This is a genomic window from Microbacterium sp. zg-B96, assembly GCF_030246865.1.
Lineage (GTDB): Bacteria > Actinomycetota > Actinomycetes > Actinomycetales > Microbacteriaceae > Microbacterium.
On sequence record NZ_CP126738.1, the window covers coordinates 1558839 to 1582647 of the forward strand.

At 70.2% G+C, this 23809-nt stretch carries 20 protein-coding genes, 2 tRNA genes and 1 other RNA gene; 13 read left to right on the forward strand and 10 right to left on the reverse strand.

What is annotated here, in order from left to right:
• Positions 1 to 35: 35 nt before the first annotated feature.
• Genes QNO11_RS07175 through QNO11_RS07185 form a run of 3 tightly spaced genes read right to left on the reverse strand, consistent with a single transcriptional unit; the run spans position 36 to position 4648 of the window.
• On the reverse strand, positions 36 to 3035 hold the full coding sequence (locus QNO11_RS07175) for a bifunctional [glutamine synthetase] adenylyltransferase/[glutamine synthetase]-adenylyl-L-tyrosine phosphorylase (protein ID WP_257509753.1): 3000 nt from the start codon (positions 3033 to 3035) through the stop codon (positions 36 to 38).
• Between the two features lie 10 nt (positions 3036 to 3045).
• The gene (gene glnA, locus QNO11_RS07180) at positions 3046 to 4383 is read right to left on the reverse strand and encodes a type I glutamate--ammonia ligase (protein ID WP_257509752.1); all 1338 of its coding nucleotides are present in this window, start codon (positions 4381 to 4383) and stop codon (positions 3046 to 3048) included.
• Between the two features lie 34 nt (positions 4384 to 4417).
• On the reverse strand, positions 4418 to 4648 hold the full coding sequence (locus tag QNO11_RS07185) for an SPOR domain-containing protein (RefSeq protein WP_257509751.1): 231 nt from the start codon (positions 4646 to 4648) through the stop codon (positions 4418 to 4420).
• Between the two features lie 71 nt (positions 4649 to 4719).
• On the opposite strand from QNO11_RS07185, the gene ppgK reads away from it, so the two are divergent.
• Positions 4720 to 5541, forward strand: a complete 822-nt coding sequence (gene ppgK, locus QNO11_RS07190) for a polyphosphate--glucose phosphotransferase (protein WP_257509750.1) — start codon at positions 4720 to 4722, stop codon at positions 5539 to 5541.
• A gap of 6 nt (positions 5542 to 5547) precedes the next feature.
• On the opposite strand, the gene rnpB is transcribed toward ppgK, so the two are convergent.
• Positions 5548 to 5909: RNase P RNA component class A (gene rnpB, locus QNO11_RS07195), an RNA gene on the reverse strand.
• 117 nt (positions 5910 to 6026) lie between these two features.
• Between rnpB and QNO11_RS07200 the strand changes: the two genes are divergently transcribed.
• Positions 6027 to 6719: a cell wall protein gene (locus tag QNO11_RS07200; RefSeq protein ID WP_285169910.1), complete on the forward strand. Its 693-nt coding sequence runs from the start codon at positions 6027 to 6029 to the stop codon at positions 6717 to 6719.
• A 5-nt stretch (positions 6720 to 6724) separates the two neighbouring features.
• Positions 6725 to 8500, forward strand: coding sequence for a DUF4012 domain-containing protein (locus QNO11_RS07205; protein WP_257509748.1), 1776 nt, complete (start codon positions 6725 to 6727; stop codon positions 8498 to 8500).
• Between the two features lies 1 nt (position 8501).
• Here the strand turns inward: QNO11_RS07205 and QNO11_RS07210 are convergent, their stop codons facing one another.
• Together QNO11_RS07210 and QNO11_RS07215 are read right to left on the reverse strand one after the other, a co-directional pair.
• A complete protein-coding gene (locus tag QNO11_RS07210; protein ID WP_257509747.1) occupies positions 8502 to 10223 on the reverse strand; it encodes a bifunctional 3'-5' exonuclease/DNA polymerase in 1722 nt (573 codons plus the stop codon).
• Between the two features lie 12 nt (positions 10224 to 10235).
• Positions 10236 to 10967, reverse strand: coding sequence for a zinc ribbon domain-containing protein (locus tag QNO11_RS07215; protein ID WP_257509746.1), 732 nt, complete (start codon positions 10965 to 10967; stop codon positions 10236 to 10238).
• 53 nt (positions 10968 to 11020) lie between these two features.
• Here QNO11_RS07215 and QNO11_RS07220 point away from each other — a divergent pair.
• The 7 genes from QNO11_RS07220 (at position 11021) to QNO11_RS07250 (ending at position 18850) form a co-directional block, all read left to right on the forward strand.
• Positions 11021 to 11092, forward strand: a tRNA-Val gene (locus QNO11_RS07220).
• A 171-nt stretch (positions 11093 to 11263) separates the two neighbouring features.
• Complete coding sequence (gene aceE / locus QNO11_RS07225) at positions 11264 to 13993, forward strand: pyruvate dehydrogenase (acetyl-transferring), homodimeric type (protein ID WP_257509745.1); 2730 nt, start codon at positions 11264 to 11266, stop codon at positions 13991 to 13993.
• Between the two features lie 8 nt (positions 13994 to 14001).
• Positions 14002 to 15222 carry a PucR family transcriptional regulator gene (locus tag QNO11_RS07230; protein ID WP_257509744.1) on the forward strand — a complete coding sequence of 407 codons (1221 nt, stop codon included), beginning with the start codon at positions 14002 to 14004 and terminating at the stop codon, positions 15220 to 15222.
• A 97-nt stretch (positions 15223 to 15319) separates the two neighbouring features.
• Positions 15320 to 16231 carry an ACP S-malonyltransferase gene (locus QNO11_RS07235; RefSeq protein ID WP_257509743.1) on the forward strand — a complete coding sequence of 304 codons (912 nt, stop codon included), beginning with the start codon at positions 15320 to 15322 and terminating at the stop codon, positions 16229 to 16231.
• 2 nt (positions 16232 to 16233) lie between these two features.
• Positions 16234 to 17235: a beta-ketoacyl-ACP synthase III gene (locus QNO11_RS07240; protein ID WP_257509742.1), complete on the forward strand. Its 1002-nt coding sequence runs from the start codon at positions 16234 to 16236 to the stop codon at positions 17233 to 17235.
• A gap of 74 nt (positions 17236 to 17309) precedes the next feature.
• A complete protein-coding gene (locus tag QNO11_RS07245) occupies positions 17310 to 17558 on the forward strand; it encodes an acyl carrier protein (protein ID WP_257509741.1) in 249 nt (82 codons plus the stop codon).
• A gap of 53 nt (positions 17559 to 17611) precedes the next feature.
• Positions 17612 to 18850 carry a beta-ketoacyl-[acyl-carrier-protein] synthase family protein gene (locus QNO11_RS07250; RefSeq protein WP_257509740.1) on the forward strand — a complete coding sequence of 413 codons (1239 nt, stop codon included), beginning with the start codon at positions 17612 to 17614 and terminating at the stop codon, positions 18848 to 18850.
• A gap of 138 nt (positions 18851 to 18988) precedes the next feature.
• Here QNO11_RS07250 and QNO11_RS07255 read toward each other — a convergent pair whose 3' ends face one another.
• The 3 genes from QNO11_RS07255 to QNO11_RS07265 form a co-directional block, all read right to left on the reverse strand.
• Positions 18989 to 19492 (reverse strand): DUF3145 domain-containing protein, encoded by a 504-nt coding sequence (locus QNO11_RS07255; protein ID WP_257509739.1) that lies wholly within the window; start codon positions 19490 to 19492, stop codon positions 18989 to 18991.
• 167 nt (positions 19493 to 19659) lie between these two features.
• Positions 19660 to 19733: transfer RNA gene (locus tag QNO11_RS07260), tRNA-Ile, on the reverse strand.
• A gap of 33 nt (positions 19734 to 19766) precedes the next feature.
• Positions 19767 to 20804, reverse strand: a complete 1038-nt coding sequence (locus tag QNO11_RS07265) for a DMT family transporter (RefSeq protein WP_257509953.1) — start codon at positions 20802 to 20804, stop codon at positions 19767 to 19769.
• 46 nt (positions 20805 to 20850) lie between these two features.
• Between QNO11_RS07265 and def the strand changes: the two genes are divergently transcribed.
• The 3 genes from def to QNO11_RS07280 all read left to right on the forward strand — a co-directional run bounded on the left by def (position 20851) and on the right by QNO11_RS07280 (position 22219).
• Positions 20851 to 21417: a peptide deformylase gene (def, locus tag QNO11_RS07270; protein ID WP_257509738.1), complete on the forward strand. Its 567-nt coding sequence runs from the start codon at positions 20851 to 20853 to the stop codon at positions 21415 to 21417.
• Between the two features lie 71 nt (positions 21418 to 21488).
• Positions 21489 to 21974 (forward strand): DUF2975 domain-containing protein, encoded by a 486-nt coding sequence (locus tag QNO11_RS07275; protein ID WP_257509737.1) that lies wholly within the window; start codon positions 21489 to 21491, stop codon positions 21972 to 21974.
• Entirely contained in the window at positions 21974 to 22219 is a 246-nt protein-coding gene (locus QNO11_RS07280) for a helix-turn-helix domain-containing protein (protein WP_257509736.1), read from the forward strand. The genes QNO11_RS07275 and QNO11_RS07280 overlap by 1 nt, the downstream gene beginning before the upstream one ends.
• Here QNO11_RS07280 and QNO11_RS07285 read toward each other — a convergent pair.
• Entirely contained in the window at positions 22107 to 23603 is a 1497-nt protein-coding gene (locus QNO11_RS07285; protein WP_257509735.1) for a DUF222 domain-containing protein, read from the reverse strand. The two genes, QNO11_RS07280 and QNO11_RS07285, sit on opposite strands and share 113 nt — an antisense overlap.
• Between the last annotated feature and the right edge of the window lie 206 nt (positions 23604 to 23809).

Consider the following 23809-nt stretch of genomic DNA (forward strand, 5'->3'; position numbering starts at 1 on the left):
TCAAGCGACCACAACTGCCACGTGAAGCACCGGGCTCACCCGTAGAAGAGCTTCTCGAACACGCGCCGGGCGCGCCGGGTGGCGCCGAGGTAGTCCTCTTCCACCCGGGTTGCCGAGCGCGGCGGGTACTCCAGCAGCCGGCCGATGCCGTCCAGGCGCCGGCGGTCGGCGGGCAGGATGTCGCTGGTCTGCCCCGACAGCAGCGTGTTCGCCGAACGCAGCCGGCTGGACAGCCGCCACGCGTGCGCGAGCAGGTCGGCCGCGGCATCCGGCACGAGCCCCGCGTCGACCGCAGCCTGCAGCGCCGCGATCGTGGAGGTCGTGCGCAGCCCCGCCAGCTCGTGGCCGTGCTGCAGCTGCAGCAGCTGTACGAGCCACTCCACGTCGCTGAGCGAACCGGGTCCCAGCTTGAGGTGACGCGTGCGGTCGGCGCCCTGCGGGAGACGTTCGTTCTCGACCCGCGCCTTGATGCGCTTGATCTCGCGCACCGCCTGCGGATCGACGGATGCCGGATAGCGCACGTCGTCGGCGACCTTGGTGAAGGCCTGGATCAGCTTTGTGCTGCCTGCGACCCCCCGCGCCCGCAGCAGTGCCTGCGCCTCCCACGACACCGACCAGCGGCGGTAGTACTCCGCATAGGCGTCCAGGGAACGCACGAGCGGCCCATTGCGCCCCTCGGGACGCAGGTCGGCGTCGAGGTCCAGCGGCACGCGGTTGTCCTCGGAGTGGTTACGCAGGCCGGCGACGAGCTTCAGTGCCAGCTCGTGCGCGCGCTGCGCGTCCACGCCGTTCGCCCGGTAGACGTAGATCACGTCGGCATCAGAGCCGAACCCCAGCTCCGCTCCCCCGAACCTGCCCATCGCGATGACCGAGAAATCAAGCTCGGCGTCCTCGGGCGGCACGACCTCGCGGCGGACGGCGCGCAGCGTCGCCTGGATCGTGACCTCGGTGACCGTCGTCAGGGCGTGGGCGATCTGCTCGATCGTGAGGTCTTCCAGCATCGACGCCATCGCCAGGCGCAGGAGCTCGCGCCGGCGGAGGGCCCGCACGGCCCGCATCGCGTCCTCGATCGAGGTGTGCCGCGCCTGGATGGCGCGTGCCTCCTCCTCCAGCACGACGCCGGCACGGGGCCGCAGCTGCTCACCGGAGTCCAGCCATGCCACCGACTCGGGGATCCACTCCATCAGGTCGCCGACGTAGCGCGAGCCCGACAGCACACGGGTGAGTCGCTCGGCCGCTCCCGAGGAGTCCCGAAGCATCCGCAGGAACCACGGGGTATCCCCCAGCCGCTCGCTGATGCGCCGGAAGGCCAGCAGCCCGTAGTCAGGGTCCACGCCGTCCGCGAACCAGCGCAGCATCACCGGCATGAGGTGCCGCTGGATGGCCGCCTTGCGGCTCAGCCCGCTGGTGAGAGCGCCGATGTGACGCAGCGCCCCCGCCGGGTCCTGAAATCCGATGGCCGCGAGCCGGTCGTGCGCCTGCGCCATCGACAGCGTCTGCTCTTCGGCGGGCAGCGCCGCCACCGCCGACAGCAGCGGCTTGTAGAACAGCCGCACGTGAATCTCGCGCACCTCGCGCTTGACCGACTCCCACAGCTTCCAGACCCCGTCGCCGGTGCCGGCGAGGTGCGATGCGCGGGCCAGTTCCCGCAGCCCCTCGGGGGTGCGGGGCATGAGGTGCGTGCGGCTGAGCCCTCGGAGCTGCAGGCGATGCTCCAGTACCCGCAGGAGGCGGTAGTCCCGCGAGAACACGGCGGCATCCGCCCGCCCGATATATCCCTCCGCGACGAGCGCCTCGAGCGCGTCGAGCGTGCCCCGCTGGCGGATGGCCTCGTCGGCGAGGCCGTGCACCAGCTGCAGCAGCTGCACGGTGAATTCGATGTCGCGGATGCCGCCGGGGCCGAGCTTCAACTGGTAGGCCACCTCTTCGGCGGGGATGTGCTCGGTGACCCGCTCGCGCATGCGCTGCACGCTGTCGACGAAGTTCTCGCGCGCCGCGCTGGTCCATATCTTCGGTTGCACCGCGTCGACGTAGCGGGCGCCCAGCGTGGCATCGCCGGCGAGCGGCCTGGCCTTCAGCAGCGCCTGGAACTCCCAGCTCTTGGCCCAGCGGTCGTAGTAGGCCAGGTGTGAATCGAGGCTGCGCACCAGGGCGCCCTGTGTGCCCTCCGGGCGAAGGTTGGCATCGACCTCCCACAGCGGTGGCTCGATCTCGACGCTGGAGATGCCGCGCATCGTCAGCACCGCCAGCCGCGTCGCGATGTCGATGGCGCGGCTCTCGCCGAGCTCACTGAGCATGTCGTCGTCGGCGCCGCCCACGAAGATCACATCGACGTCGCTGACGTAGTTCAGCTCCCGTGCGCCGGCCTTGCCCATCCCGATGATCGCCAGCTGCGTCGCCGCGACATGCTCCCGCGAGAACAGTCCCGGGCCGGTGGGTCCGCTCACCCGCGTGCGCGCGACGCACAGTGAGGCCTCCAGGGCGGCCCCGGCGGCATCCGCCAGCGCCGCCGCTACGACGGCGAGCACATCCTCGGGGGCCGGGCTCAGCAGGTCGAACACCGCGATGCGGGCGAGCATGCGGCGGTAGCGCACCCGCAGCGCGACCCACGCATCGTCGTCACCCGTCGCGGCGAAGCCGTCGACCGCGCCGACCGACTGCAGCAGGCTCGCGCTCAGTTCGTCGGCTGTCGGGAGGGTCTCGGCGGTGGCCGGCAGGTGGGTCAGCTCGGGTGGATGCCGCAGGAAGAACTCCCCGAACCCGCTGGAGGCGCCCAGCAGCGCCCACGCGGAGCGGGCGGACGCGCCGGGTGCGAACAACGCCCGCACCGGTTCAGGGTCGCGCCTGGCGATGCGCGCGAACGCCTCGAGCGCACCGCTCGGGTCGGCGGCGACATCCGCGTCGGTGACGATGAGCGTCCGGTCCACGCCGAGCGTCTGCTCCAACTCGGCGAACAACCGGTCCGCGTCGTCGAGGCGGGTGAAGCCCCGGCGTGCCAGGTCGGTGAGAGCCGACGAACGTTCATTCGTGGCCATACGCGGGGGTCTAGAGCATCTCCAGGTTGCTCTTCAGCTCGAACGGCGTGACCTGGGAGCGGTACTCCTGCCATTCGCGACGCTTGTTGAGCAGCACGTAGTTGAAGACCTGCTCGCCGAGAGTCTCGGCGACCAGCTCGGATTCCTCCATGCGCTCCAGCGCGCGGTCGAGGCTCGCCGGCAGCGGCGGGTAGCCCAGGGCGCGACGCTCGGCGTCGCTGAGCGACCACACGTTGTCTTCGGCCTCAGGCGGCAGCTCGTAGCCCTCTTCGATGCCCTTCAGGCCCGCAGCGAGCATGAGTGCGTACGCGAGGTACGGGTTGGCCGCGGAATCCAGGCCGCGGTACTCCACCCGCGACGACTGGCCCTTGTGCGGCTTGTACATCGGCACGCGCACGAGAGCGGAGCGGTTGTTGTGGCCCCAGCAGATGAAGCTGGGGGCCTCGTCGCCACCCCACAGCCGCTTGTAGGAGTTCACGAACTGATTGGTGACCGCGGTGATCTCGGGTGCGTGGTGCAGGAGCCCCGCGATGAACTGGCGGCCGGTGCGGGAGAGCTGGTACTGCGCGCCCTCCTCGTAGAAGGCGTTGCGGTCGCCCTCGAACAGGGACATGTGCGTGTGCATGCCGCTGCCGGGCTTGCCGCTGAGGGGCTTGGGCATGAACGTGGCATACACGCCCTGCTCGATGGCAACTTCCTTGACCACCGTGCGGAACGTCATGATGTTGTCCGCGGTGGCCAGGGCATCGGCGTAGCGCAGGTCGATCTCGTTCTGACCCGGTCCGCCTTCGTGGTGGCTGTACTCGACCGAGATGCCGAGGTCTTCGAGCATGCGGACGGAGCGGCGGCGGAAGTCGTGCGCTGTGCCACCGGGGACGTTGTCGAAGTAGCCGGCGGAGTCGACGGGCTCGGGGCCCTCGGGGCCGTACGAGGACGACTTCAGAAGGTAGAATTCGATCTCCGGATGCGTGTAGAACGTGAATCCCGCATCGGCGGCCTTCGCGAGCGTGCGCTTGAGCACATGCCGCGGGTCGGCGACCGCCGGCTGTCCGTCGGGGGTCGTGATGTCGCAGAACATGCGAGCGGTGGGGTCGATCTCCCCGCGCCACGGCAGCACCTGGAACGTCGTCGGGTCCGGGTGGGCGAGCAGGTCCGACTCGTAGGAGCGGGTCAGCCCCTCGATGGCGGAGCCGTCGAATCCGAGGCCCTCGGTGAAGGCGCCCTCCACCTCGGCGGGTGCGATCGCGACCGACTTGAGGGTCCCGATGACATCGGTGAACCACAGGCGGACGAACTTGACGCCGCGCTCCTCGATCGTGCGCAGTACGAAGTCACGCTGCTTGTCCATCGCCATCCCTCCGGCGGGTGTCGCCTCCGCCAGCCTACTGGTCGTCGGTGCCCGCGCGGCTCCCGGCGGCGCCGCTGCCCCACGTGTCGTCGCGGGCGTCGTCCTCCGCCCACGCGCGGGAGCGTTCCGCCAGCAGCTTGGGGGCCTTCGCGGCCTCCTCCTCGGTGTCGAAGGGACCGGCGCGGTCGATCGCTGGAGACTCGAAGCCTCGCTCGACGTTGCCCGTCGTCAGGTTGTACCAGTACTTCTCGGCGCCGCTGGTCATGATCTGCTCCCTCGTCGGTGTGCAAGGCCGATCCTACTGAGGGGTGCCTCCGGGCTGGATAGGCTGGACACATGGCAACCAAAGCGATCCGTGCAGTCGGAGTAGACATCGGCGGCACCGGCATCAAGGGGGGCCTGGTGGACCTCGAGTCCGGAACCCTCATCAGCGACCGGGTGAAGGTGGCAACGCCCGCCGGTGCGGAACCAGCGGACGTGCTCGCCGCCGTGCGCGTCGTGCTCGACACGCTCGGCGTCGCCGACGCTGACGTGCCGTTGGGTGTGGCGTTCCCCGCGATCGTGAAGCACGGCCGCACGCTGTCGGCCGCCAACGTCGCCGACACCTGGATCGGGTTCGAGGCGGAGAAGTTCTTCGAAGACGGCCTCGGCCGCGACATCCACTTCGCCAACGACGCCGACGTTGCCGGCGTCGCCGAGCTGCGCTTCGGCGCGGCCCGCGGAGTGTCGGGCCTGACGATCCTCACCACACTGGGCACCGGGATCGGCTCCGCGATGATCCACGAGGGCGTGCTGGTGCCCAACTCCGAGCTGGGGCACCTGCAGCGGGCGGGCCACGACACCGACGCCGAAGCGTATGCCGCGTATTCGGCGATGGAGCGGGAACGGCTGGACTGGCAGCAGTGGGCCGAGCGTCTGCAGTGGTACTACAGCCACGTGGAGTTCCTCTTCAGCCCCGACCTGTTCATCGTCGGCGGCGGCGTCTCCAAGCACGCCGATCAGTTCCTGCCGCTGCTGGACCTGAAGACCCCGATCGTCCCGGCCGTGCATCGCAACAACGCCGGCATCATCGGCGCGGCTGCCCTCGCACTGGCCAGCGACGGGACGGATGCCGTGGCCGGCGCGGCCGACACGCTCGTCGAGGCGACGACGGCCTGAGAGGTGCGAATGGGCCGGCCTGTACGCCGGGTTCTGTTCGGGGGCTGAAAGCCCCGTCGATGGCCATCTCTCTCGGCGACACGTTGCCGTGCCGCTCTAGCGGCCTACCCGGGGACTCGGCGGGCAGCGTCAACATCCCCTGTATGGCCTTGCTCCGGACGAGGTTTACCTTGCGGGTCGTGTCACCACGACCCCGGTGGTCTCTTACACCACCCTTTCACCCTTACCGGGACCGAAGTCCTGGCGGTCTGCTCTCTGTGGCACTGTCTCGCGGATCACTCCGGGTGGGTGTTACCCACCATCCTGCCCTGTGGAGCCCGGACGTTCCTCGGCACGGTTTCCCGCGACGCGACCATCCAGCCGACCCATTCGCGCTAAGAGTCTATCCGCGGCGATGATTGCCGAGGAGCGCATCGGTGCGCTAGCCTCGCGACTATTGGGGAATGGGCACGGGGGTGCCCGCCATCAGCCTTTGGGGAGGCATGATGACTATTCGTTTGTCGCTGTCTGCGATCGCGCTCGCGACGCTCGTGGTGATCGGGGTGCCCGCTGCGGCATCCGCGGCCACGGACGCCACATCGACTCGGCCGGGCGGTGGTGCTGCTGTGGCCGAGGCGACGGACGGCTACACGCCGAAGACGCCGGAGGAACCGACGCTGGCCGGGTCGTCCGCGGTCGGTGAGTGCGACCGGGATGTGCCCTGGATCCAGTACTCGGTGACGCTCACCGACCCGGACTCACAGGTCACCGCTCCCACGGCGAGACTGGTGCTCAGCGACGGCGCTCACAGCACGACCATCGCCCTGGGCGAGCTGGTCGGCAACGAGTTGTCGGGCCGGGTGCTGTGGCCGGGGGCATCGGTGGATGCCGCGGGCAACCCGACCGGCTGGCCCGGTTGGGCACTGGTCGACGGTGCCTGGACGCAGACCGACGGCAACTTCGCCTGGGTGCGCGGGCGCATCTCCGCCGTGCTCGAGGTGAACCCGCAGATCGCCGTGGCGCTGGCCTACCCGCCGACCAGTCCGGACTGCGTCACGGGTCCACGCCCCGCCGCGGCGGGTCTCGCGGTCACCGGCGGCACGCTCGGCGGGGTGCTGCCCGCCGCGATCGCCGGTGGGGTGATCGTGCTCGGCGGCACGGGGCTGCTGCTGCTGCGTCGTCGTCGTCGCCAGGGGTGACGGCGGTGACCGCCACCGCGCCTGCGCGGCGCGGCGGGCCGGTACGCGCGATGGTGTGGGCGAGCGTGGGGATGCTCTGCCTGCTCCTGGTGGCGTTCGGCTGGCTCACCACCCGGGTCCTGGTCGCGGGCACCGGGCTGGCGCAGGCCGCCGCCGCAGTGCGGAGCCTGCCGGCAGCGGTCGAGGCGCGCGATCTGTCCGCTCTCGAGTCCGCCCTGGCATCCGTGCAGGGCGACGCACACCGTGCCGCCCAGGCCGCTGCCGACCCGGTGTGGGGCGTGGCCGAGGCGCTGCCGCTGCTCGGCGGTGACGTCGCGGCACTGGCGACGGTCGCCCGGCACACCACAGCCGTCGCCGACGCGGTCGCACCGCTGCCGGGCGTCGCCGCCACCTTCGGCACCGGCGGCCAGGACACGGTGGTCGACCTTGATGCTCTCGCCGCGGCGCACGAACCGCTCCTGCGCGCGGCGAGCGTCCTGAACGCCGCCGCGGTGGAGCTCGCGCTGATCGACGTGGACGCGCTGCTGCCGCCGGTCGCCGCCGGGGTGGCCGCGCTGCGCGACGCCGTCGCGGTCGGTGCGCCGGCTGCGGCGGGAATCGCGGATGCCACGGCGGTGCTTCCCGGCATCCTCGGTGCCGAGGAGCCGCGCACGGTGCTGGTGGTCATCCAGAACAACGCCGAACTGCGCACCGGCGGCGGGATCACCGGTTCGTTCGCCCTGCTGTCGGCGGATGCCGGGCGGGTGACGCTGCTGGAACAGGCCGACTCGGGGGAATTCCCGCACCTGACTGCCCCGCTGCTGCCGGTCCCCGACGCCACGACGCACCTGCACGGCGACGTGGTTGCGCGCTTCGTGCAGAACGCGTCGATGACGGCGGACTTCGAACTGACCGCCGAGCTGGCCTCGGCGTGGTGGCAGGAGCGCGGCGGGGCGGCCCCGGACGCGGTGCTGTCGATCGACCCGCTCGTGGTGCGTGCTCTCCTCGCCGTCACCGGCCCCGCCGTGCTCGGCGACGGCACTGAGCTCACGGCGGACAACCTCGTGCAGCGGCTGCTCGTCGACCCGTATGTCGCGCTGGACTCCGTCGGTCAGACGGCGTTCCTGCAGTCGGCGACCCAGGCGCTGTTCCAGCGTCTCGCGACCGGCGGCATCGATCCGGTGGCGTGGGCGCAGGCGCTGTCCACGCCGCTCGCGCAGGGGCGGGTGTCGCTGTGGAGTGCGCACCCCGACGAACAGGCGGTGCTGGTGGGCACCGCGCTGGCCGGCCCCGGTGCGCGCCACGCTGCCGCCGGGGAGGATGCGTTCGCGGTGTACTTCAACGACGCCACCGGCGGCAAGATGGGCACCTTCCTGCACGTCGACATCGCCACCGGCGCCGCCGTCTGCCGCTCCGACGGGCGCGCCGAGGTCTCTGTGTTGCTGACGATGGGGAGCACCGCACCGGCGGACGCCGACCCGATGCTGCCGATCAGCCTGACCGGGGGCGGCCTGTGGGGTACGGCCTGGGGCGACATCGGAACGAACGTGTCAGTGGCAGCACCGCCTGGTTGGTTCGTCGACGAGGTACGCAAGAACGGTGAACCCGAGCCCGCGGTGGATGCCGTGGACGACGGCTTTCCGACGAGCCTGGCGCGGGTGAACCTGTCCCCGGCAGAGGTGAACACCCTCGAGTTCCGTTTCATCGCCCCCGAGCCCGGCCCCGTCGCCCCGCACCTGCTGCACACGCCGCTGCTCAACGATCCCTCGTTGACCACGGGGGCCGACGTCGCGTGCCGCTGAGTCAGTCCTTCTGTGCGGACTCGGCGATGCGCAGATCCAGCGGGAAATCCAGCGGGAACGAGCCGAACAGCAGCCGTCCCGCGGCGTCCGCGGCGTCGACGGCCGCTTGCGCTGCGGCATCCGCCTGCGCGGCCGGCGCGTGGATGATCACTTCGTCGTGCAGGAAGAACGCCAGGTGCGCGCGGCGCTCGAAGGCCGCACCCGAGCGCGGCGCGGCTTCGGGCTGCGGCACCGGGGGCAGCGCGGCGAGACGGCCGCGCAGATCGGCCAGCCACGCCAGCGCCCACTCCGCGGCGGTCCCCTGCACCACGAAGTTGCGGGTGAACCTGCCGCGGTCGCGTGCCCAGCGACGCGCCCGCGACTCATCGGAATCCGTCGCCTCCGCCTCGCCGGCACGCCCCTGAGCGGCGCGCCAGTCCCCGGAGGCCGGGGGTGAGGTGCGACCGAGCCGGGTGGCGACGATGCCGCCGTCCTCGCCGATGCGCGCGGCGTCGTCGACCAGGGCCATCGCACGGGGAAACGCCCGCCGCAGCGCCGGCACGAGACGGCCGCTGTCGCCCGTCGTCGCGCCGTACATCGCGCCGAGCATCGCGACCTTCGCCTCGGCGCGGGTCTGCAGCGCTCCGCGCGCGACGATGCCGGCGTAGAGATCGCGGCCGCGCGCGGCGTCGGCCAGAGCGGTGTCGCCGGACATCGCCGCGAGCACGCGCGGCTCCAGCTGGGCGACGTCGGCGACCACGAGCACCCAGCCGGGATCGGCGCGCACCGCGCCGCGCAGCTGGCGCGGCAACTGCAGCGCACCCCCACCCGACGAGGCCCAGCGGCCGGTGACCACCCCGCCGGGCACGTACACCGGGTGGAACCGTCCGTCACGCACCCATTCGTCCAGCCACGCCCAGCCGTTGGCGCTCATCAGTCGTGCCAGCTTCTTGTATTCCAGCAGCGGAGCGATCGCGGGGTGGTCGTACTGGGCCAGCTCCCACTTGCTGGTCGACTGCGCCAGCACTCCGACCCGGTGCAGCGCCCGCAGCAGCTTCGGCTGCGAGTCCAGCGACGCGGTGGGGTCCCCCAGCGCTTCGCGCACGCGGCCCGCCGCCCGCTCCAACTCGCGCGGCACGCCGCCGGCGGGAGGGCGGGAACCGAGCAGCCCGCTGAGCAGCGCGTCGTGGGCATCGGCGTCCCACGGCAGGCCCGCTGCGCGCATCTCGGCGGCAAGCAACGCGCCGGCCGACTCCGCGGCGATCAGCAGTCGCAGGCGGCCGGGATCCCGTGCCGAGGCGAGCGCGTCGCGCTGCCGGCGGAACTCCGCCAGCGCATCGTCGAGGCCGTCCGGCAGCGCTCTGCCTGGAACCGCATCCAGTTCGAACAGGGCGGGCGGGGCGTCGCCGATGTCGCCGACCGCCGCATCCCAGTCGCCGGCGGCGTGGAGGGCTGCGGCGTCGGTGACGTACATGCAGTCCCGCAGGATGGCGTGGCTCAGCCGCAGGTCGTGACAGCGCGCGACCCGGATGCCGGTGGCGAGCATGGCGTCGTACCACGACGGGGTGTCGTTCCACACCCAGCGGGGCGCGTGGGTCGCCTCGGTCTCGGCCACCCACGCCGGCAGATCCGCGACGGGGCGCCGCCCGGTCTCGGTGCCGTCAGCGTCCAGCAGTGCGACGGCGACGCCGTCGGCGGTGCGGCCGACGACGATCCACGTCGGCGCGGGGTCAGACTCGGCCACCGGCCGTGCCGGTCACAGGCCGGACTCCTCCGTGCGCACGAGGATGCAGCCGCACTCGGGGCAGGTGAGCACGGCGTCCGCAGTCGACTGGCGGATTGCCTGCACATCGGTCTCGGACAGCACCATGCGGCAGGACTCGCACGTGCCCCGACGCAGCAGCGCAGCGCCGGTCGAACGCGCGGCAATGCGGTCGTACAGGGCGACGAGCGCGTCGGGGAGCGAGGCGACGAGGGCCGCGCGATCGCGCTTGGCCTCCTCGAGCCGGGCGGTCGCGTCGGTGACGACGGCCTTCGCCTCGTCGGAAAGCCGGCTACCCTCCGCGTTGGTTTCGGCGATCAACTTCTCCTGCGCGGTGACGTCGGCGTCGCACCGCTCCAGGCGCTCCATCACCTCGAGCTCGGCATCTTCCAACGCGTTCTTGCGCTTGGCCAGCGACGCGATCTCGCTCTCGAGACCCTGCGCTTCCTTGGCATTGGCGCTGGTGGAAAGCCGCTGCGCGTCACGGTTGCTGCGGGCCTGCACCACCGCGACATCGGATTCGATGCGCGACAGTTCGGTGCGCGCGTCGTCGCGCACACCCAGCATGCGGGTGAGCTCCTGCTGGTAGGTCTGGCGCTGCGCGAGCAGCTCCTTCACGCGGGCAGCCTGCGGCGGGTTGCTGCGGAGGCGCTCGGCCTGTCCGATGCGTGCGTCGAGTTCGGCGATGTCGAGAAGTCGACGCTGGTCGGTTGGGCTGGCATTCACCCTCCCAACCTACCTCCCGCGCACCCCGCCGGCCGAGGCCTAGGATGGCTGATGGCCGGTTGGCGCAGCGGTAGCGCAGCTCCTTTACACGGAGAAGGTCACCAGTTCGATCCTGGTACCGGCCACGACATCACTTCCGCACCCGTTCCGCTCGCTCGGATCGGTGTGCGGTCGACGCCACGAGCAGCCGCCTAGTGGGTAGGCTGAATGATGGCGTGTTGTGTGGTGCTGACAAGAGCCCGCACGGCCCGCATCGTGAGTGCCTGGCACGATCTGCCATACGAGAAAGGTCATCCGTGACTGTCAACGATCAGGATCCGTACTCGCAGGAGGCTCTCGACAGCGATCCCGAGGAGACCGCGGAGTGGCAAGAGTCGCTTTCGCAGCTCGTCGACTCCCGCGGCTCCGGCCGTGGCCGGGAGATCATGCTGAGCCTGCTGCAGAAGTCCCACGAACTGCAGCTGAATGTGCCGCAGGTTCCGACGACGGACTACATCAACACCATCGCGCCCGAGAACGAGCCTGAGTTCCCCGGTGACGAGGAGCTGGAGCGCCGGTACCGCCGGTGGATCCGCTGGAACGCCGCGGTCACCGTGCACCGCGCCCAGCGGCCCGGCATCGGTGTCGGCGGTCACATCTCGACCTACGCTTCGTCCGCGTCGCTGTACGAAGTCGGCTTCAACCACTTCTTCCGCGGCCTCGACGACCCGTCGGGCGGCGATCAGGTCTTCATCCAGGGTCACGCCTCCCCCGGCATCTACGCCCGCTCGTTCCTCGAGGGGCGTCTGACCACCGAGCAGCTCGACGGCTTCCGTCAGGAGGCGTCGAAGGCGCCCCACGGTCTGCCGTCGTACCCGCACCCGCGTCTGATGCCGGAGTACTGGCAGTTCCCGACCGTGTCGATGGGTCTGGGACCGATCAACGCGATCTACCAGGCGATGACCAACAAGTACCTCACCAACCGCGGGATCAAGGATCTCTCCGACTCCCACGTGTGGGCGTTCCTCGGTGACGGCGAGATGGACGAGGTCGAAAGCCGCGGCCAGTTGCAGGTGGCTGCCAACGAGGGTCTGGACAACCTGACCTTCGTCGTCAACTGCAACCTGCAGCGCCTCGACGGCCCGGTCCGCGGTAACGGCAAGATCATCCAGGAGCTGGAGAGCTTCTTCCGCGGCGCCGGCTGGAACGTCATCAAGGTGGTCTGGGGACGCGGCTGGGACGAGCTGCTGCAGCAGGACGACGAGGGCGCGCTGGTTCGCCTGATGAACACCACGCCCGACGGCGACTTCCAGACGTACCGCGCTGAAGACGGCAAGTACATCCGCGACCACTTCTTCGGGCGCGATGAGCGCACCGCGAAGATGGTCGAGGACTGGTCCGACGACGACATCTGGGGCAAGCTCCGCCGCGGCGGACTGGACTACCAGAAGGTCTACGCCGCGTACCAGACCGCCAAGGCTCACAAGGGCCAGCCGACGGTCATCCTCGCCAAGACGATCAAGGGTTATGGGCTCGGTCATCACTTCGAGGGGCGCAACGCGACGCACCAGATGAAGAAGATGACGCTCGAGGACCTCAAGCACTTCCGCGACTCGATGCGCATCCCGATCACGGATGCTCAGCTCGAGGAGAACCCGTACCTGCCGCCGTACTACCACCCCGGCATGGAGGACGAGACGATCCGCTACATGGTGGAGCGTCGTCGCAGCCTCGGCGGGTTCCTGCCGGAGCGGCGCACCAAGCACGTGCCCATCCCGCTCCCCGACGACACCGCCTACGCGCTGCCGAAGAAGGGCTCGGGCACGCAGGAGATCGCCACCACGATGGCGTTCGTCCGCCTGCTGAAGGATCTGCTGCGCTCCAAGGGCTTCGGTCACCGCATCGTGCCGATCATCCCCGACGAGGCGCGCACGTTCGGCATGGACGCGTACTTCCCGACGGCGAAGATCTACAACCCGCACGGTCAGAACTACACCTCCGTCGACCGCGAGCTGCTGCTGGCGTACAAGGAGAGCCCGCAGGGCCAGATCCTGCACGTCGGCATCAACGAGGCCGGCGCGGTGGCAGCGTTCACCAACGTGGGCACGTCGTACTCCACGCACGGTGAGCCGCTGATCCCGGTGTACATCTTCTATTCGATGTTCGGCTTCCAGCGCACGGGCGACGCTCAGTGGGCAGCCGGCGACCAGATGGCCCGCGGGTTCATCATCGGTGCGACCGCAGGCCGCACCACCCTGACAGGCGAGGGTCTGCAGCACGCCGACGGGCACTCGCTGCTGCTGGCATCCACGAACCCGGCGACGATCTCCTACGATCCCGCGTTCGGTTACGAGATCGCCCACATCGTGCGTACCGGTCTGGAGCGCATGTACGGCGGGACCCACCCGGATCCCAACGTCATGTACTACCTCACGGTGTACAACGAGCCGTACGTGCAGCCGGTCGAGCCCGAGGGGGTCGACGTGGACGGCATCGTCCGCGGCATCCACCGCATCTCGGTCGGTGAGGGCGAAGGCCCTCGCGCACAGCTGATGGCGTCGGGCGTGGGTGTGCAGTGGGCACTTGAGGCCCAGCGTCTGCTGAAGGACGACTGGGGCGTGATCGCCGATGTGTGGTCGGTCACCTCGTGGTCGGAGCTTCGCCGCGACGGACTCGCCGCCGACGAGCACAACTTCCTGCGCCCCGCGGATGAGCCGCGCACGGCCTACCTCACCGAGAAGCTGCGCGAGGCGCAGGGTCCCGTGGTGGCCGTCAGTGACTTCATGCACGCTGTGCAGGATCAGATCCGGCCTTGGGTTCCGCAGCGGTTCGTCACGCTCGGCGCCGACGGCTTCGGTTTCTCCGACACCCGCCCCGCTGCGCGTCGCTTCTTCAAGATCGACGGCCCGTCGATCGTGGTGCGCACGCTCCAGGCGCTTGCCGAGGAGGGCGTGGTCGACCGCGGCCTGTCCGCGCAGGCGATCGACAAGTACCGTCTGTACGACGTCACCGCCGGCACCAGCGGCAATGCGGGCGGCGAGAGCTGATAAACCGCATGGCATCCCGCCCGACAGCATCGGAGAAAGCTGAGACGCTCGCCTGGTTGCGGCGCGTCTCGGGCGATCTCGCCTCGGCGACCATCAAGCGACTGGAGGACACGCTCCCCTGGTACGCGGAGATGCCGCCGGCGCGCCGATCGTCGGTGGGCCTGGTCGCCCAGGCCGGGATCACGTCGTTCATCCAGTGGTACGACGACCCGACCTCGACGCCGTGGATTGCGGCTGACATCTTCGCAGCAGCTCCCCGTGAGCTGCTGCGAAGTGTCAGCCTCACCCAGACGCTGCAGCTGATCCGGGTGACCGTCGCGGTCACCGAGGAGCGGGTGACCGGGCGTGCCGAGGATGTGGGCGAGGCGATCCTGCTGTACTCGCGGGAGGTCGCCTTCGCGGCAGCCGACGTCTACGCCCGTGCCGCCGAGGCGCGCGGTCTCTGGGATGCGCGCCTCGAAGCTCTCGTGGTCGACTCGATCCTCACGGGCGAGACCGACGAAGAACTGCCCAGCCGGATCGCGGCGCTCGGTTGGCACGGTCATGGCGAGGTCGCGGTGCTGGTGGGCACGACGCCGCCGCAGTTCGACGTGGACCAGGTGCGCCGTACGGCGCGCAAGCTCGACGTCGACGTGCTCATCGGGGTGCAGGGATTGCGCCTGGTGCTCGTCATCGGCAGGTCCCGCCCGCCGGGGCGCGAGGAGACTCCCGAGAACGAACTGCCGTTCACCGAGATCGCGCAACGGCTGGAGCCCTGCTTCGGCCCCGGCTATCTCGTGCTCGGCCCTGCCGTGCCGGCACTGGTGGAGGCGAGCCAGAGCGCTCGCGCCGCCCTGGCCGGATTCGCCGTCGCGCGTGCCTGGCGCAACGCCCCGCGCCCGGTCGAAGCCGACGACCTGCTGCCCGAGCGCGCGCTGGCGGGCGACCCGGTGGCCAAGCAGACGCTGGTGGAGCGCATCTACCGGCCCCTGCAGGCCCACAGCACCGACCTGGTCGCGACCCTGTGGAGTTACCTGGACAACGGGCGCTCGCTCGAGGCCACGGCGCGAGAACTGTTCGTGCACCCCAACACGGTGCGCTACCGGCTCAAGCGGGTCTCCGACGTGATCGGCTGGGATGCCACCGGGCCCCGCGAAGCTCTCATCCTGCAGACGGCCCTGGTGCTCGGCTCCATCGGGACGGATGCCGCGCGTCGCCGGCCCACCCCGCACCGCCGGCAGCACGTCTGAGCGCCGTGGCGGATTGTGTCGGGTTCACAAGGCTTCGTCCGTTTCTTGTGACGCGTTCGCCAGAACCCGGGCGCCCGATGTTGGCAGGATGGGTTAAGTGATCATTGCCGTCTTCCCGGGCCAGGGCTCGCAGACCCCCGGGTTCCTCTCCTCCTGGCTCGAGCTCGACGGAGCCGCCGACCGTGTCGCGCAGGCTTCTGACGCCGCCGGTGTGGATCTGATCGCCGCGGGTACGGAGTGGGATGCCGATCGCATCCGCGACACCGCGGTCGCCCAGCCGCTCATCGTGGCGGCGGGACTGCTGTCGTGGGCCGCTCTTCAGGACGTCGCACCGGCTCAGCCCCAGGGCGTGGCGGGCCACTCCGTCGGCGAGATCACGGCGCTCGTGGCATCCGGTGTGCTCACGGCCGACGAAGGCATGCGCCTGGTCGGCATCCGCGGTCGCGCCATGGCCGACGCCGCCGCGCGGGAACAGACCGGAATGAGCGCCGTCATCGGCGGCGACCAGGATGCCGTGCTCGCGCGGCTGGCCGGACTCGACCTCACACCGGCGAACTACAACGGCGGCGGGCAGATCGTCGCCGCCGGCGCCCTCGCCGCCCTTGCCGAGCTTGCCGCCGCGCCGCCGCGGGCCACCCGGGTGATCCCGCTGCAGGTGGCCGGAGCCTTCCACACCCGCTACATGGTGCCCGCCGTCGAGACGCTGCGCAGTGCCGCCGCCGACGTGCAGCCCGCCGACCCTGCGATGACGCTGTGGACCAACCACGACGGCTCGACCGTCTCCGCCGGCCGTGAGGCCCTCGACCTGCTGGTGGCCCAGGTGGCCTCGCCGGTGCGCTGGGACCTGTGCATGGCGTCGTTCGCTGAGCGCGGCGTCACGGGCATCATCGAGCTCTCCCCCGCCGGCACGCTCACCGGGCTCGCCAAGCGGGCCCTCCGGGGTGTACCAACGGTTGCAGTGAAGACGCCCGACGATCTCGCCGCAGCTGCGGCGTTGCTGGGAGCATGAACATGAGCGCAACCCTCCGCCAGTCCTCCGGCGCGGCGCATACGCGCATCTACGCCTACGGCGCGGCGCGCGGCGAAGTGTCGGTGCCCAATGACGACCTCGTCGGCGCCATAGACTCCAGTGACGAGTGGATCCGCCAGCGCACCGGCATCGTCACCCGCGCACGCGCCGTCGCCGAGACCACCGCCGTGGACCTCGCTTCCGAGGCCGCCGCCGAGGCGGTGGCCCGCTCGGGCGTGGAGCCCGGTCAGATCGACGCGGTCATCGTTGCGACGGTGTCCAACCCGAAGCAGACTCCCTCCGTGTCGGCGATCGTGGCCGACCGCATCGGGGCGAACCCGGCGGCAGCGTACGACGTCAACGCGGCCTGTGCGGGCTTCGCGTACGCCGTCGCGCAGGCGGATGCGCTCATCCGCGCGGGCGCCGCCCACTACGCCGTCGTCATCGGCGCCGAGAAGCTCAGTGACATCGTGGACCCGACCGACCGGTCGATCTCCTTCCTCCTCGGCGACGGCGCCGGCGCGGTCGTGATCGGTCCCAGCGACTTCGCCGGGATCGGACCCACCGTGTGGGGCTCCGACGGTTCGAAGTCCGACGCGGTGGGCATGAACGCCACCCTCGTCGACTTCCGCGACGGGAAGGCGCCGTGGCCGACGCTCCGCCAGGAAGGCCCCACGGTCTTCCGCTGGGCGGTGTGGGAGATGGCGAAGGTCGCCCGGCAGGCACTGGATGCCGCGGGCGTCACGGCCGCCGACCTCGCCGCGTTCGTCCCCCACCAGGCGAATATGCGCATCATCGACGAGTTCGCCAAGCAGCTGAAGCTGCCCGACTCTGTCGTCATCGCCCGCGACATCGAAACCACGGGCAACACCTCCGCGGCATCCATCCCACTCGCCACCCACCGCCTGCTCGAAGAGCACCCGGAACTGTCCGGCGGTCTGTCCCTGCAGATCGGTTTCGGCGCCGGCTTGGTGTTCGGCGCGCAGGTGGTCGTGCTCCCCTGAGTGGGAGACCGGCAACCCTAGACTGAAATACGGCCCGCCCGGGCCGAAGACCCAGAAGAAACAGGAGAATACCCATGGCATTCAGCACCGAAGAGGTCCTCGCCGGGCTCGCAGAGCTCATCACCGACGAGACCGGCATCTCTGCCGAAGAGGTGTCGCTGGAGAAGTCGTTCACCGACGACCTCGACATCGACTCCATCTCGATGATGACGATCGTCGTCAACGCCGAGGAGAAGTTCGGCGTGACGATCCCGGACGAAGAGGTCAAGAACCTCAAGACCGTCGGCGACGCCGTCACATACATCACGTCCAACCAGGCCTGAGCCGGTAGCGGTGGGGGCTTCGGCCCCCACGGCTCCGTTGGAGGAAGCACCACATGAGCAGTCCCCGCATCGTCGTCACCGGGATCGGTGCGTCGTCGCCGATCGGCGGCACCGCGCCTGAGAGCTGGTCGGCCCTGCTGGCCGGTGTCTCCGGTTCGCGCACGCTGGAGTACGACTGGGTCGAGAAGTACCAGCTGCCGGTCACGTTCGCGGCGCAGGCTGCCGTTCGCCCCGACACGGTGCTGGACCGACCCGTCGCCAAGCGTCTGGACCCGGCGTCGCAGTTCGCGATGGTGGCGGCGATGGAGGCGTGGGCGGATGCCGGCTCACCCGAGGTCGACCCCGAACGCCTCGGCGTGGACTTCGCCACCGGTATCGGCGGCGTGTGGACCCTGCTGGATGCCTGGGACACGCTGCGTGAGAAGGGGCCGCGTCGGGTCATGCCGATGACGGTGCCGATGCTCATGCCCAACGCTGCCGCGGGCAACCTCTCGCTTCACTTCGGTGCCCGCGCGTATGCGCGCACCGTGGCCAGCGCGTGCGCGTCGAGCACGGAGTCGATCGTCAACGCCGTGGAGCACATCCGAGCTGGTCTGGCTGACGTCGTCATCGCCGGTGGCACCGAGTCGGCGATCCACCCGATCACCCTCGCCGCGTTCGCCTCGATGCAGGCGCTGTCGCGTCGCAACGACGATCCCGCCACCGCATCGCGGCCGGCCAGCATCGACCGTGACGGCTTCGTCATGGGCGAGGGCGCCGGTGTGCTGATCCTCGAGACCGAGGAGCACGCCAAGGCGCGCGGCGCCAAGATCTACGCCGTCGTCGCCGGCGGCGGCGTCACCGCGGACTCGTACCACATCACCGCGAACGACCCCGCGGGCACGGGCGCTGCTCGCGCCGTCGAGATGGCGCTCGCGCAGGCCGACGCCTCGGCCGACGACGTGACGCACGTCAACGCCCACGCGACCTCCACGCCCGTCGGCGACCCCAACGAATACCAGGCTCTGAAGGCCGTGTTCGGGTCTCGCGTCGACGAGATCCCGGTCTCCGCCACCAAGGCATCCACCGGGCACCTGCTCGGCGGCACGGGGGCGCTCGAGGCCATCTTCACGGTGCTGGCCCTGCGCGACCGCGTGGCACCGCCCACGATCAACCTGACCGAACAGGACCCGGCCGTGCCGTTCCGCCTGTCGGGTGAGCCGACGCCGCTTGGCGACGGTGACCAGCTCGCGATCACCAACTCGTTCGGCTTCGGCGGGCACAACGCCGTCGCCGCCTTCCGCTCGGCCTGAGCGAAGCGCCACGCCCCCGGACACCCGACTCGTCGGGCATCCGGGAGCGTTTTCGTGATCAGACGGAGCGGACGTTGTCCCGGTCCCCGGGAGTTCTCACCGAGGTCCGATACTGGCGCCGCGCACCGCCTGAAGCTGTCAACCGACCTTGTGCAGCCAGACGACGGGTGCGTCGTCGCTGGCGTGACGGAACGGCTCGAGTTCTTCGTCCCACGCGGCGCCCAGAGCGACCTGCAGCTCACGCTGCAGTTCCATCGGGTCACCGGCGGCGACTTCGATCGCGTAGCGCACCCGGTCTTCGCCGATCACCACATTGCCGGCGCTGTCGGTCTGCGCGTAGTGGATGCCCAGACCTGGTGTGTGCAGCCACCGGCCGCCGTCGCTGCGGGGCGTGGGGTCTTCGGTCACCTCGAACCTCAGGTGCTCCCAGCCGCGGATCGCGGTCGCGAGGGCCGCGCCGGTGCCGGCAGGACCCTCCCAGTAGAACTCGGCGCGGCGGCTGCCGGACAGCACCGGCTGCTCGACCCACTCGAAGTTCACGGCGCGGCCGAGCGCTCGCCCGACAGCCCACTCGAGGTGGGGGCACAACGCCCGCGGCGCTGAGTGAATGAAGATCACTCCGCGCGCTTGTGGTGTCGCCATGGTTTCTCCTTCGTCAGGTGCGTCTTCCCCTACGACCTGATTCGGAGCACGGCGTGCTGTTCGGTTGTGCTGCGGCCATTATCCCCGATGGGTCCGAGAAATCACAAGTGATTTCTCCGCCCGTTGACGCCGATGATCCGTGCGCGCGTGTGCTGCGACGGTTTCTGTAGGGCGGGTGGGACTTGAACCCACGATCGTCGGGTTATGAGCCCGCTGCCTTGACCAGCTTGGCCACCGCCCCTCGCGTTCGAGCCTATCGTGAGGCCGGCGAGGATCAGGCGAGCGGATCCTCGTCGGCGCCGGAGTCGGGAGCGCCGGGAGTCCCGGGACTGCCGGAACTGCCGGAACTGCCCCGCTTGAACGGCAGCTCCCGGCTCTCCGAGACCACCTGCGGATGGTAGCGCGCCAGCGTCGTCACGCCCCAGATGGCGATGGCGCCGGCGATACCGAACATGATCATGCCCCACAGCGGCACCGCGGCGCCCTCGCCGAGTACCAGCAGGCCGATGAGTACGGCGACCATGGGGTCGACGACGGTCAACCCGGCGATGACGAGGTCGGGTGGACCCGAAGAGTATGCCGTCTGCACGAAGTAGGCACCGAGCGCGGTGCTGGCCAGCAGCGCAACGACGCACAGCATCGTGAGCCACTCGAAGTCGCCGGCCTGGATGCGCTTGATGACGATCTTCGCCAGGGTCGCGACGAACCCGTAGACGATGCCGGCGGCGAGGATGTAGAAGAGCGCACGGATGCCGTGGCGTCGCCGCACCAGCAGCCAGAAGCCGACCAGGAGCAGGGCGATAACGCTGAGGATGACCAGCACGATGATGATCTGGCGGCTGGTCACTGTCTGCTCGGTGGCGAACAGGGCGGCCACGATGACGAACCAGAAGATGCCGCCCACGCAGGCGATGATGGCCAGCAGTGACCGCCGGGTGGGCGTGTGCCCGGTGACTCGCGCGTTGAGCAGTGTGGTGATCACGAGCGCGACGGCGCCGAGGGGCTGCACGACGATCAGCGGTGCGACGCTCAGCGCGCCGAGCTGGCAGATGATGGCCAGACCCAGCATGATCGTGCCGACCACCCACGACGGGCGCGCCAGCAGCTGCTTCAGCTGGCCGCCGGTCAGGCCGGTGGAGCCGTCGGTGCCGCTGAGGCGCTCCACCTTCTCGACGCCTCGGTGCTGGTACTGCGCCCCGAAGGACATGAAGACCGCGCCGGCCAGCGCCAGCGGGATCCCCAGCAGCAGGCCGGGGTTCTGGAACGCCCCGACGAACTGATCGCCGACGTCTTCGAGACTCCCCGCCCACATCACCCCTCGACAATATCGTCACAGCGCTCTCGGTAGGCTCAAGGGCGTGTCTGTTCTTCCGATTCGCATCATGGGCGACCCTGTCCTTCACTCCCCCGCCGCACCTGTGGCGGAGATCACCGACGAGGTTCGCGACCTGGTGCGCGACATGTTCGAGACGATGGATGCCGCGCCCGGCGTGGGCCTGGCCGCTCCCCAAGTCGGGGTGGGGCTGCGCATCTTCACGTACTCCTACGAGGACGACGACGGTCAGCCCTGGCGCGGCGTGATCGTCAACCCCGAGCTGTGGGTGCGCCCGCTCGAGCCCGGCTCCCCCGACCCCGACGAGGAGTCGGAGGGGTGCCTGTCGTTCCCGGGTGAGCGGTTCCCGCTGCGTCGTTCCGATAGCGCGCTCGTCACCGGCATCGACCTTAAGGGCGCTCCGGTGCGCATCGAAGTGGACGGCTGGCGGGCCCGCATCCTGCAGCACGAGTTCGACCACCTCGACGGCATCCTTTACGTCGACCGCCTGGATGACGGTGATTGGAAGACCGTGCAGAAGATCGCCCGCAAGCGCGGCTGGGGTCGCCCCGGCGCGAGCTGGATGCCGGGAGTCGACAACCTCGAAGACTGACCCTTCCGTCGCGGGAACGACGGAGCTATCGTTTAACGATAGATGCTGATCGCTTCACGAGAGGTGCCGTCATGGGTGCTGTGGTGATTCTCGTTCTGCGGGCGGTGCTTGCCGTGTCGTTCGCCGGCTCGCTGCTCGTGCAGACCGTGATGGTGCCCCTGCTGTGGGTCGACCTCGAGGGTGTCCCGCAGGGCGCGAGAGTCGCCGTGGTGGCGATCGTGGTGCTCGGCATCCTCATGCTGCAGGTGTGCGCGGTGTGCGTCTGGCAATTGCTGACGATGGTGCGTCGTGGATCGGTCTTCACGTCGGGGGCGTTCCGCTACGTCGACGTCACGATCGGCGCCATCCTGTGCGCTGCGGTGCTCGTGTTCGCGTTGGCGGTGCTGCTGGCTCCGGGGGGCGCTGCGCCGGGGGTCGTGGGGCTCGTGTGCGGCGCGTCGCTCGTGATCGGCGGGGTGGCGCTGGTGGTCTTCGTGCTGCGCATGCTGCTGGCGCAGGCGGTCGAGCGCGAAGCGGAAGCCCGCCGACTGCGCTCCGAGCTCAGCGAGGTGATCTGATGCCCATCGTCGTGGACATCGACGTGATGCTCGCGCGCCGCAAGATGCCGGTGTCGGTGCTCGCGGAGCGTGTCGGCATCACCCCCGCCAACCTGGCGGTCCTGAAGAACGGTCGCGCGAAGGCGGTGCGCTTCACCACGCTTGACGCGCTGTGCGAGGCGCTGGAGTGCCAGCCCGGTGACCTGTTGCGGTGGGAGCCCGCGGGCGCTGACGCCACGCAGCCGGTTCGCGCACGGGCGGACTAGAGCTGCCGGCCTCAGAAGGGCGCGGGTTCTTCGATGGCGGCGAGGGCCATGAATTCCAGCACCCGGCGGGGGATGTCGGTGTAGACCCGGCCGGTGGGGCTGGTCCATTCCAGGATGCCGTCGGCTTTCTGCACCACGCTCCACGCGGTGCCGTGCTTGACCGGGTGATGTCGCCCCGGGCACAGGTTCGCGAGATTGGTGAGGCAGGTCGGCCCACCCAGGGCGGCATCGTGGGTGTGGTCGAGGTCGCACTGACGGGCCGGTCTTCGACACCCCAGGAACCGGCAGTGCTCGTCCCTCGCGTCGAGGTGTCTGCGCATTTCCCGGGTCGGCCGGTAGGTGAGCACCTGCTCCACCGCCCCACTGGTCGGGGAGGTCGCTCCCACACGTCCGCGGTCGCGGCGAGGCGTCGCGCGGTATCGGGGCTGATCGGTCCGTATCCGACCAGCTCGGCCGGCTCGTTCCCGACGCCGATGAGGGTGTTGGCGGGGATCACGACCTGCACTTGCGCGACGATCGGGGCGCCTTCCGGGATCGCCCCGGTTGCACTGGGTGCGGTGGCGTGGCCGGTGAGGAGCAGGTCGGTGAGCACGTCGGCGCGGATCTGGTCCATCGTGCGGGTATCGGTCGCGAGGATCTCGGCGGCGGTCAGTTCAGGGGCGTCCGCAACGCCAAAGCCATCGCCATCGGTGTCTAGCGCGGCCTCGGCGGCAGCGGCCGCGGCGCGGTGGGCGTCGGCGACCTGGCGTGCCTGCTGGTTCAGCCGGTCCCGGATCGCGTACGCCAGCTCCGCCGGCAGCAGGGCCGCGAGTTCGGCCATCCCGTCGTCCAGGTCCCGCACCCACACCCGCCGGCCCGCCGCGGCCTCCTTGCGCCGCTCCTCCAACGGCACCGGGTTGAGCCGCTGCGCCAGCATCAGCACGAGTGGCTTCGCCCGTCCCGGGGTGTCGTTCTCGCACACCACCAGCGCGGCTTGCTCGAACCGTGCCCGCGCGTCGGGGTCGGTGATCCGGGCGCCGGCATCCTGGATGAGCCGCACATGCACCCGGTCGATCCGGTCCTCCCGCAGCGCCACGAACGTCGCGGGCAACTCGTCCACGAGCACGGTGGCGTCGTGCATCCGGTCGCGCATGCCGTGGTCCGAGCGGCGCAGCACCGCGCCGACTTCCGCGGCCATTCCCCGCAACGGCATCTCCCGCTCCCGACCCTCACTGGACGGGATGCGGGCGGTCTCCGCCTGGGCAACAGCCTCCGCCTGCGACAGGAACCACACCTCGTCGGCATCCGCCTCCGCCCGACGCCGCCGCACCTCCTCCAGCCCGGAGATCACCTGCTCATGCGACAGCACGGCCGTCCGTGCGGCGGTGGTCGGGGAGGTGTTCATACCCCCAATTCTGCCGACCCCCTCCGACATTGAAGGGCGCCGAAACAACGCCTGACCAGGGGTTGTGGATAACCGACCACATCCCCGCCTGGGGAGGAAACGCCACCCGATCCTCGGCCCGCCGGCCGGACCAAAACTCAGGAAGAACCAGCCACCGGCAGCGTCAAACCCCCGCCCGGGGCAAAAGGAAAGGCCCGGGGTGGAAG

Coding starts and splice junctions, on each gene's coding strand:
- QNO11_RS07175 (WP_257509753.1), bottom strand. CDS start 3,035: ATGGCCACGAATGAACGTTCGTCGGCTCTCACCGACCTGGCACGCCGG.
- glnA (WP_257509752.1), bottom strand. CDS start 4,383: ATGGACAAGCAGCGTGACTTCGTACTGCGCACGATCGAGGAGCGCGGC.
- QNO11_RS07185 (WP_257509751.1), bottom strand. CDS start 4,648: ATGACCAGCGGCGCCGAGAAGTACTGGTACAACCTGACGACGGGCAAC.
- ppgK (WP_257509750.1), top strand. CDS start 4,720: ATGGCAACCAAAGCGATCCGTGCAGTCGGAGTAGACATCGGCGGCACC.
- QNO11_RS07200 (WP_285169910.1), top strand. CDS start 6,027: ATGACTATTCGTTTGTCGCTGTCTGCGATCGCGCTCGCGACGCTCGTG.
- QNO11_RS07230 (WP_257509744.1), top strand. CDS start 14,002: ATGGCATCCCGCCCGACAGCATCGGAGAAAGCTGAGACGCTCGCCTGG.
- QNO11_RS07240 (WP_257509742.1), top strand. CDS start 16,234: ATGAGCGCAACCCTCCGCCAGTCCTCCGGCGCGGCGCATACGCGCATC.
- QNO11_RS07245 (WP_257509741.1), top strand. CDS start 17,310: ATGGCATTCAGCACCGAAGAGGTCCTCGCCGGGCTCGCAGAGCTCATC.
- QNO11_RS07250 (WP_257509740.1), top strand. CDS start 17,612: ATGAGCAGTCCCCGCATCGTCGTCACCGGGATCGGTGCGTCGTCGCCG.
- QNO11_RS07255 (WP_257509739.1), bottom strand. CDS start 19,492: ATGGCGACACCACAAGCGCGCGGAGTGATCTTCATTCACTCAGCGCCG.
- QNO11_RS07265 (WP_257509953.1), bottom strand. CDS start 20,804: ATGTGGGCGGGGAGTCTCGAAGACGTCGGCGATCAGTTCGTCGGGGCG.
- QNO11_RS07275 (WP_257509737.1), top strand. CDS start 21,489: ATGGGTGCTGTGGTGATTCTCGTTCTGCGGGCGGTGCTTGCCGTGTCG.
- QNO11_RS07280 (WP_257509736.1), top strand. CDS start 21,974: ATGCCCATCGTCGTGGACATCGACGTGATGCTCGCGCGCCGCAAGATG.
- QNO11_RS07285 (WP_257509735.1), bottom strand. CDS start 23,603: ATGAACACCTCCCCGACCACCGCCGCACGGACGGCCGTGCTGTCGCAT.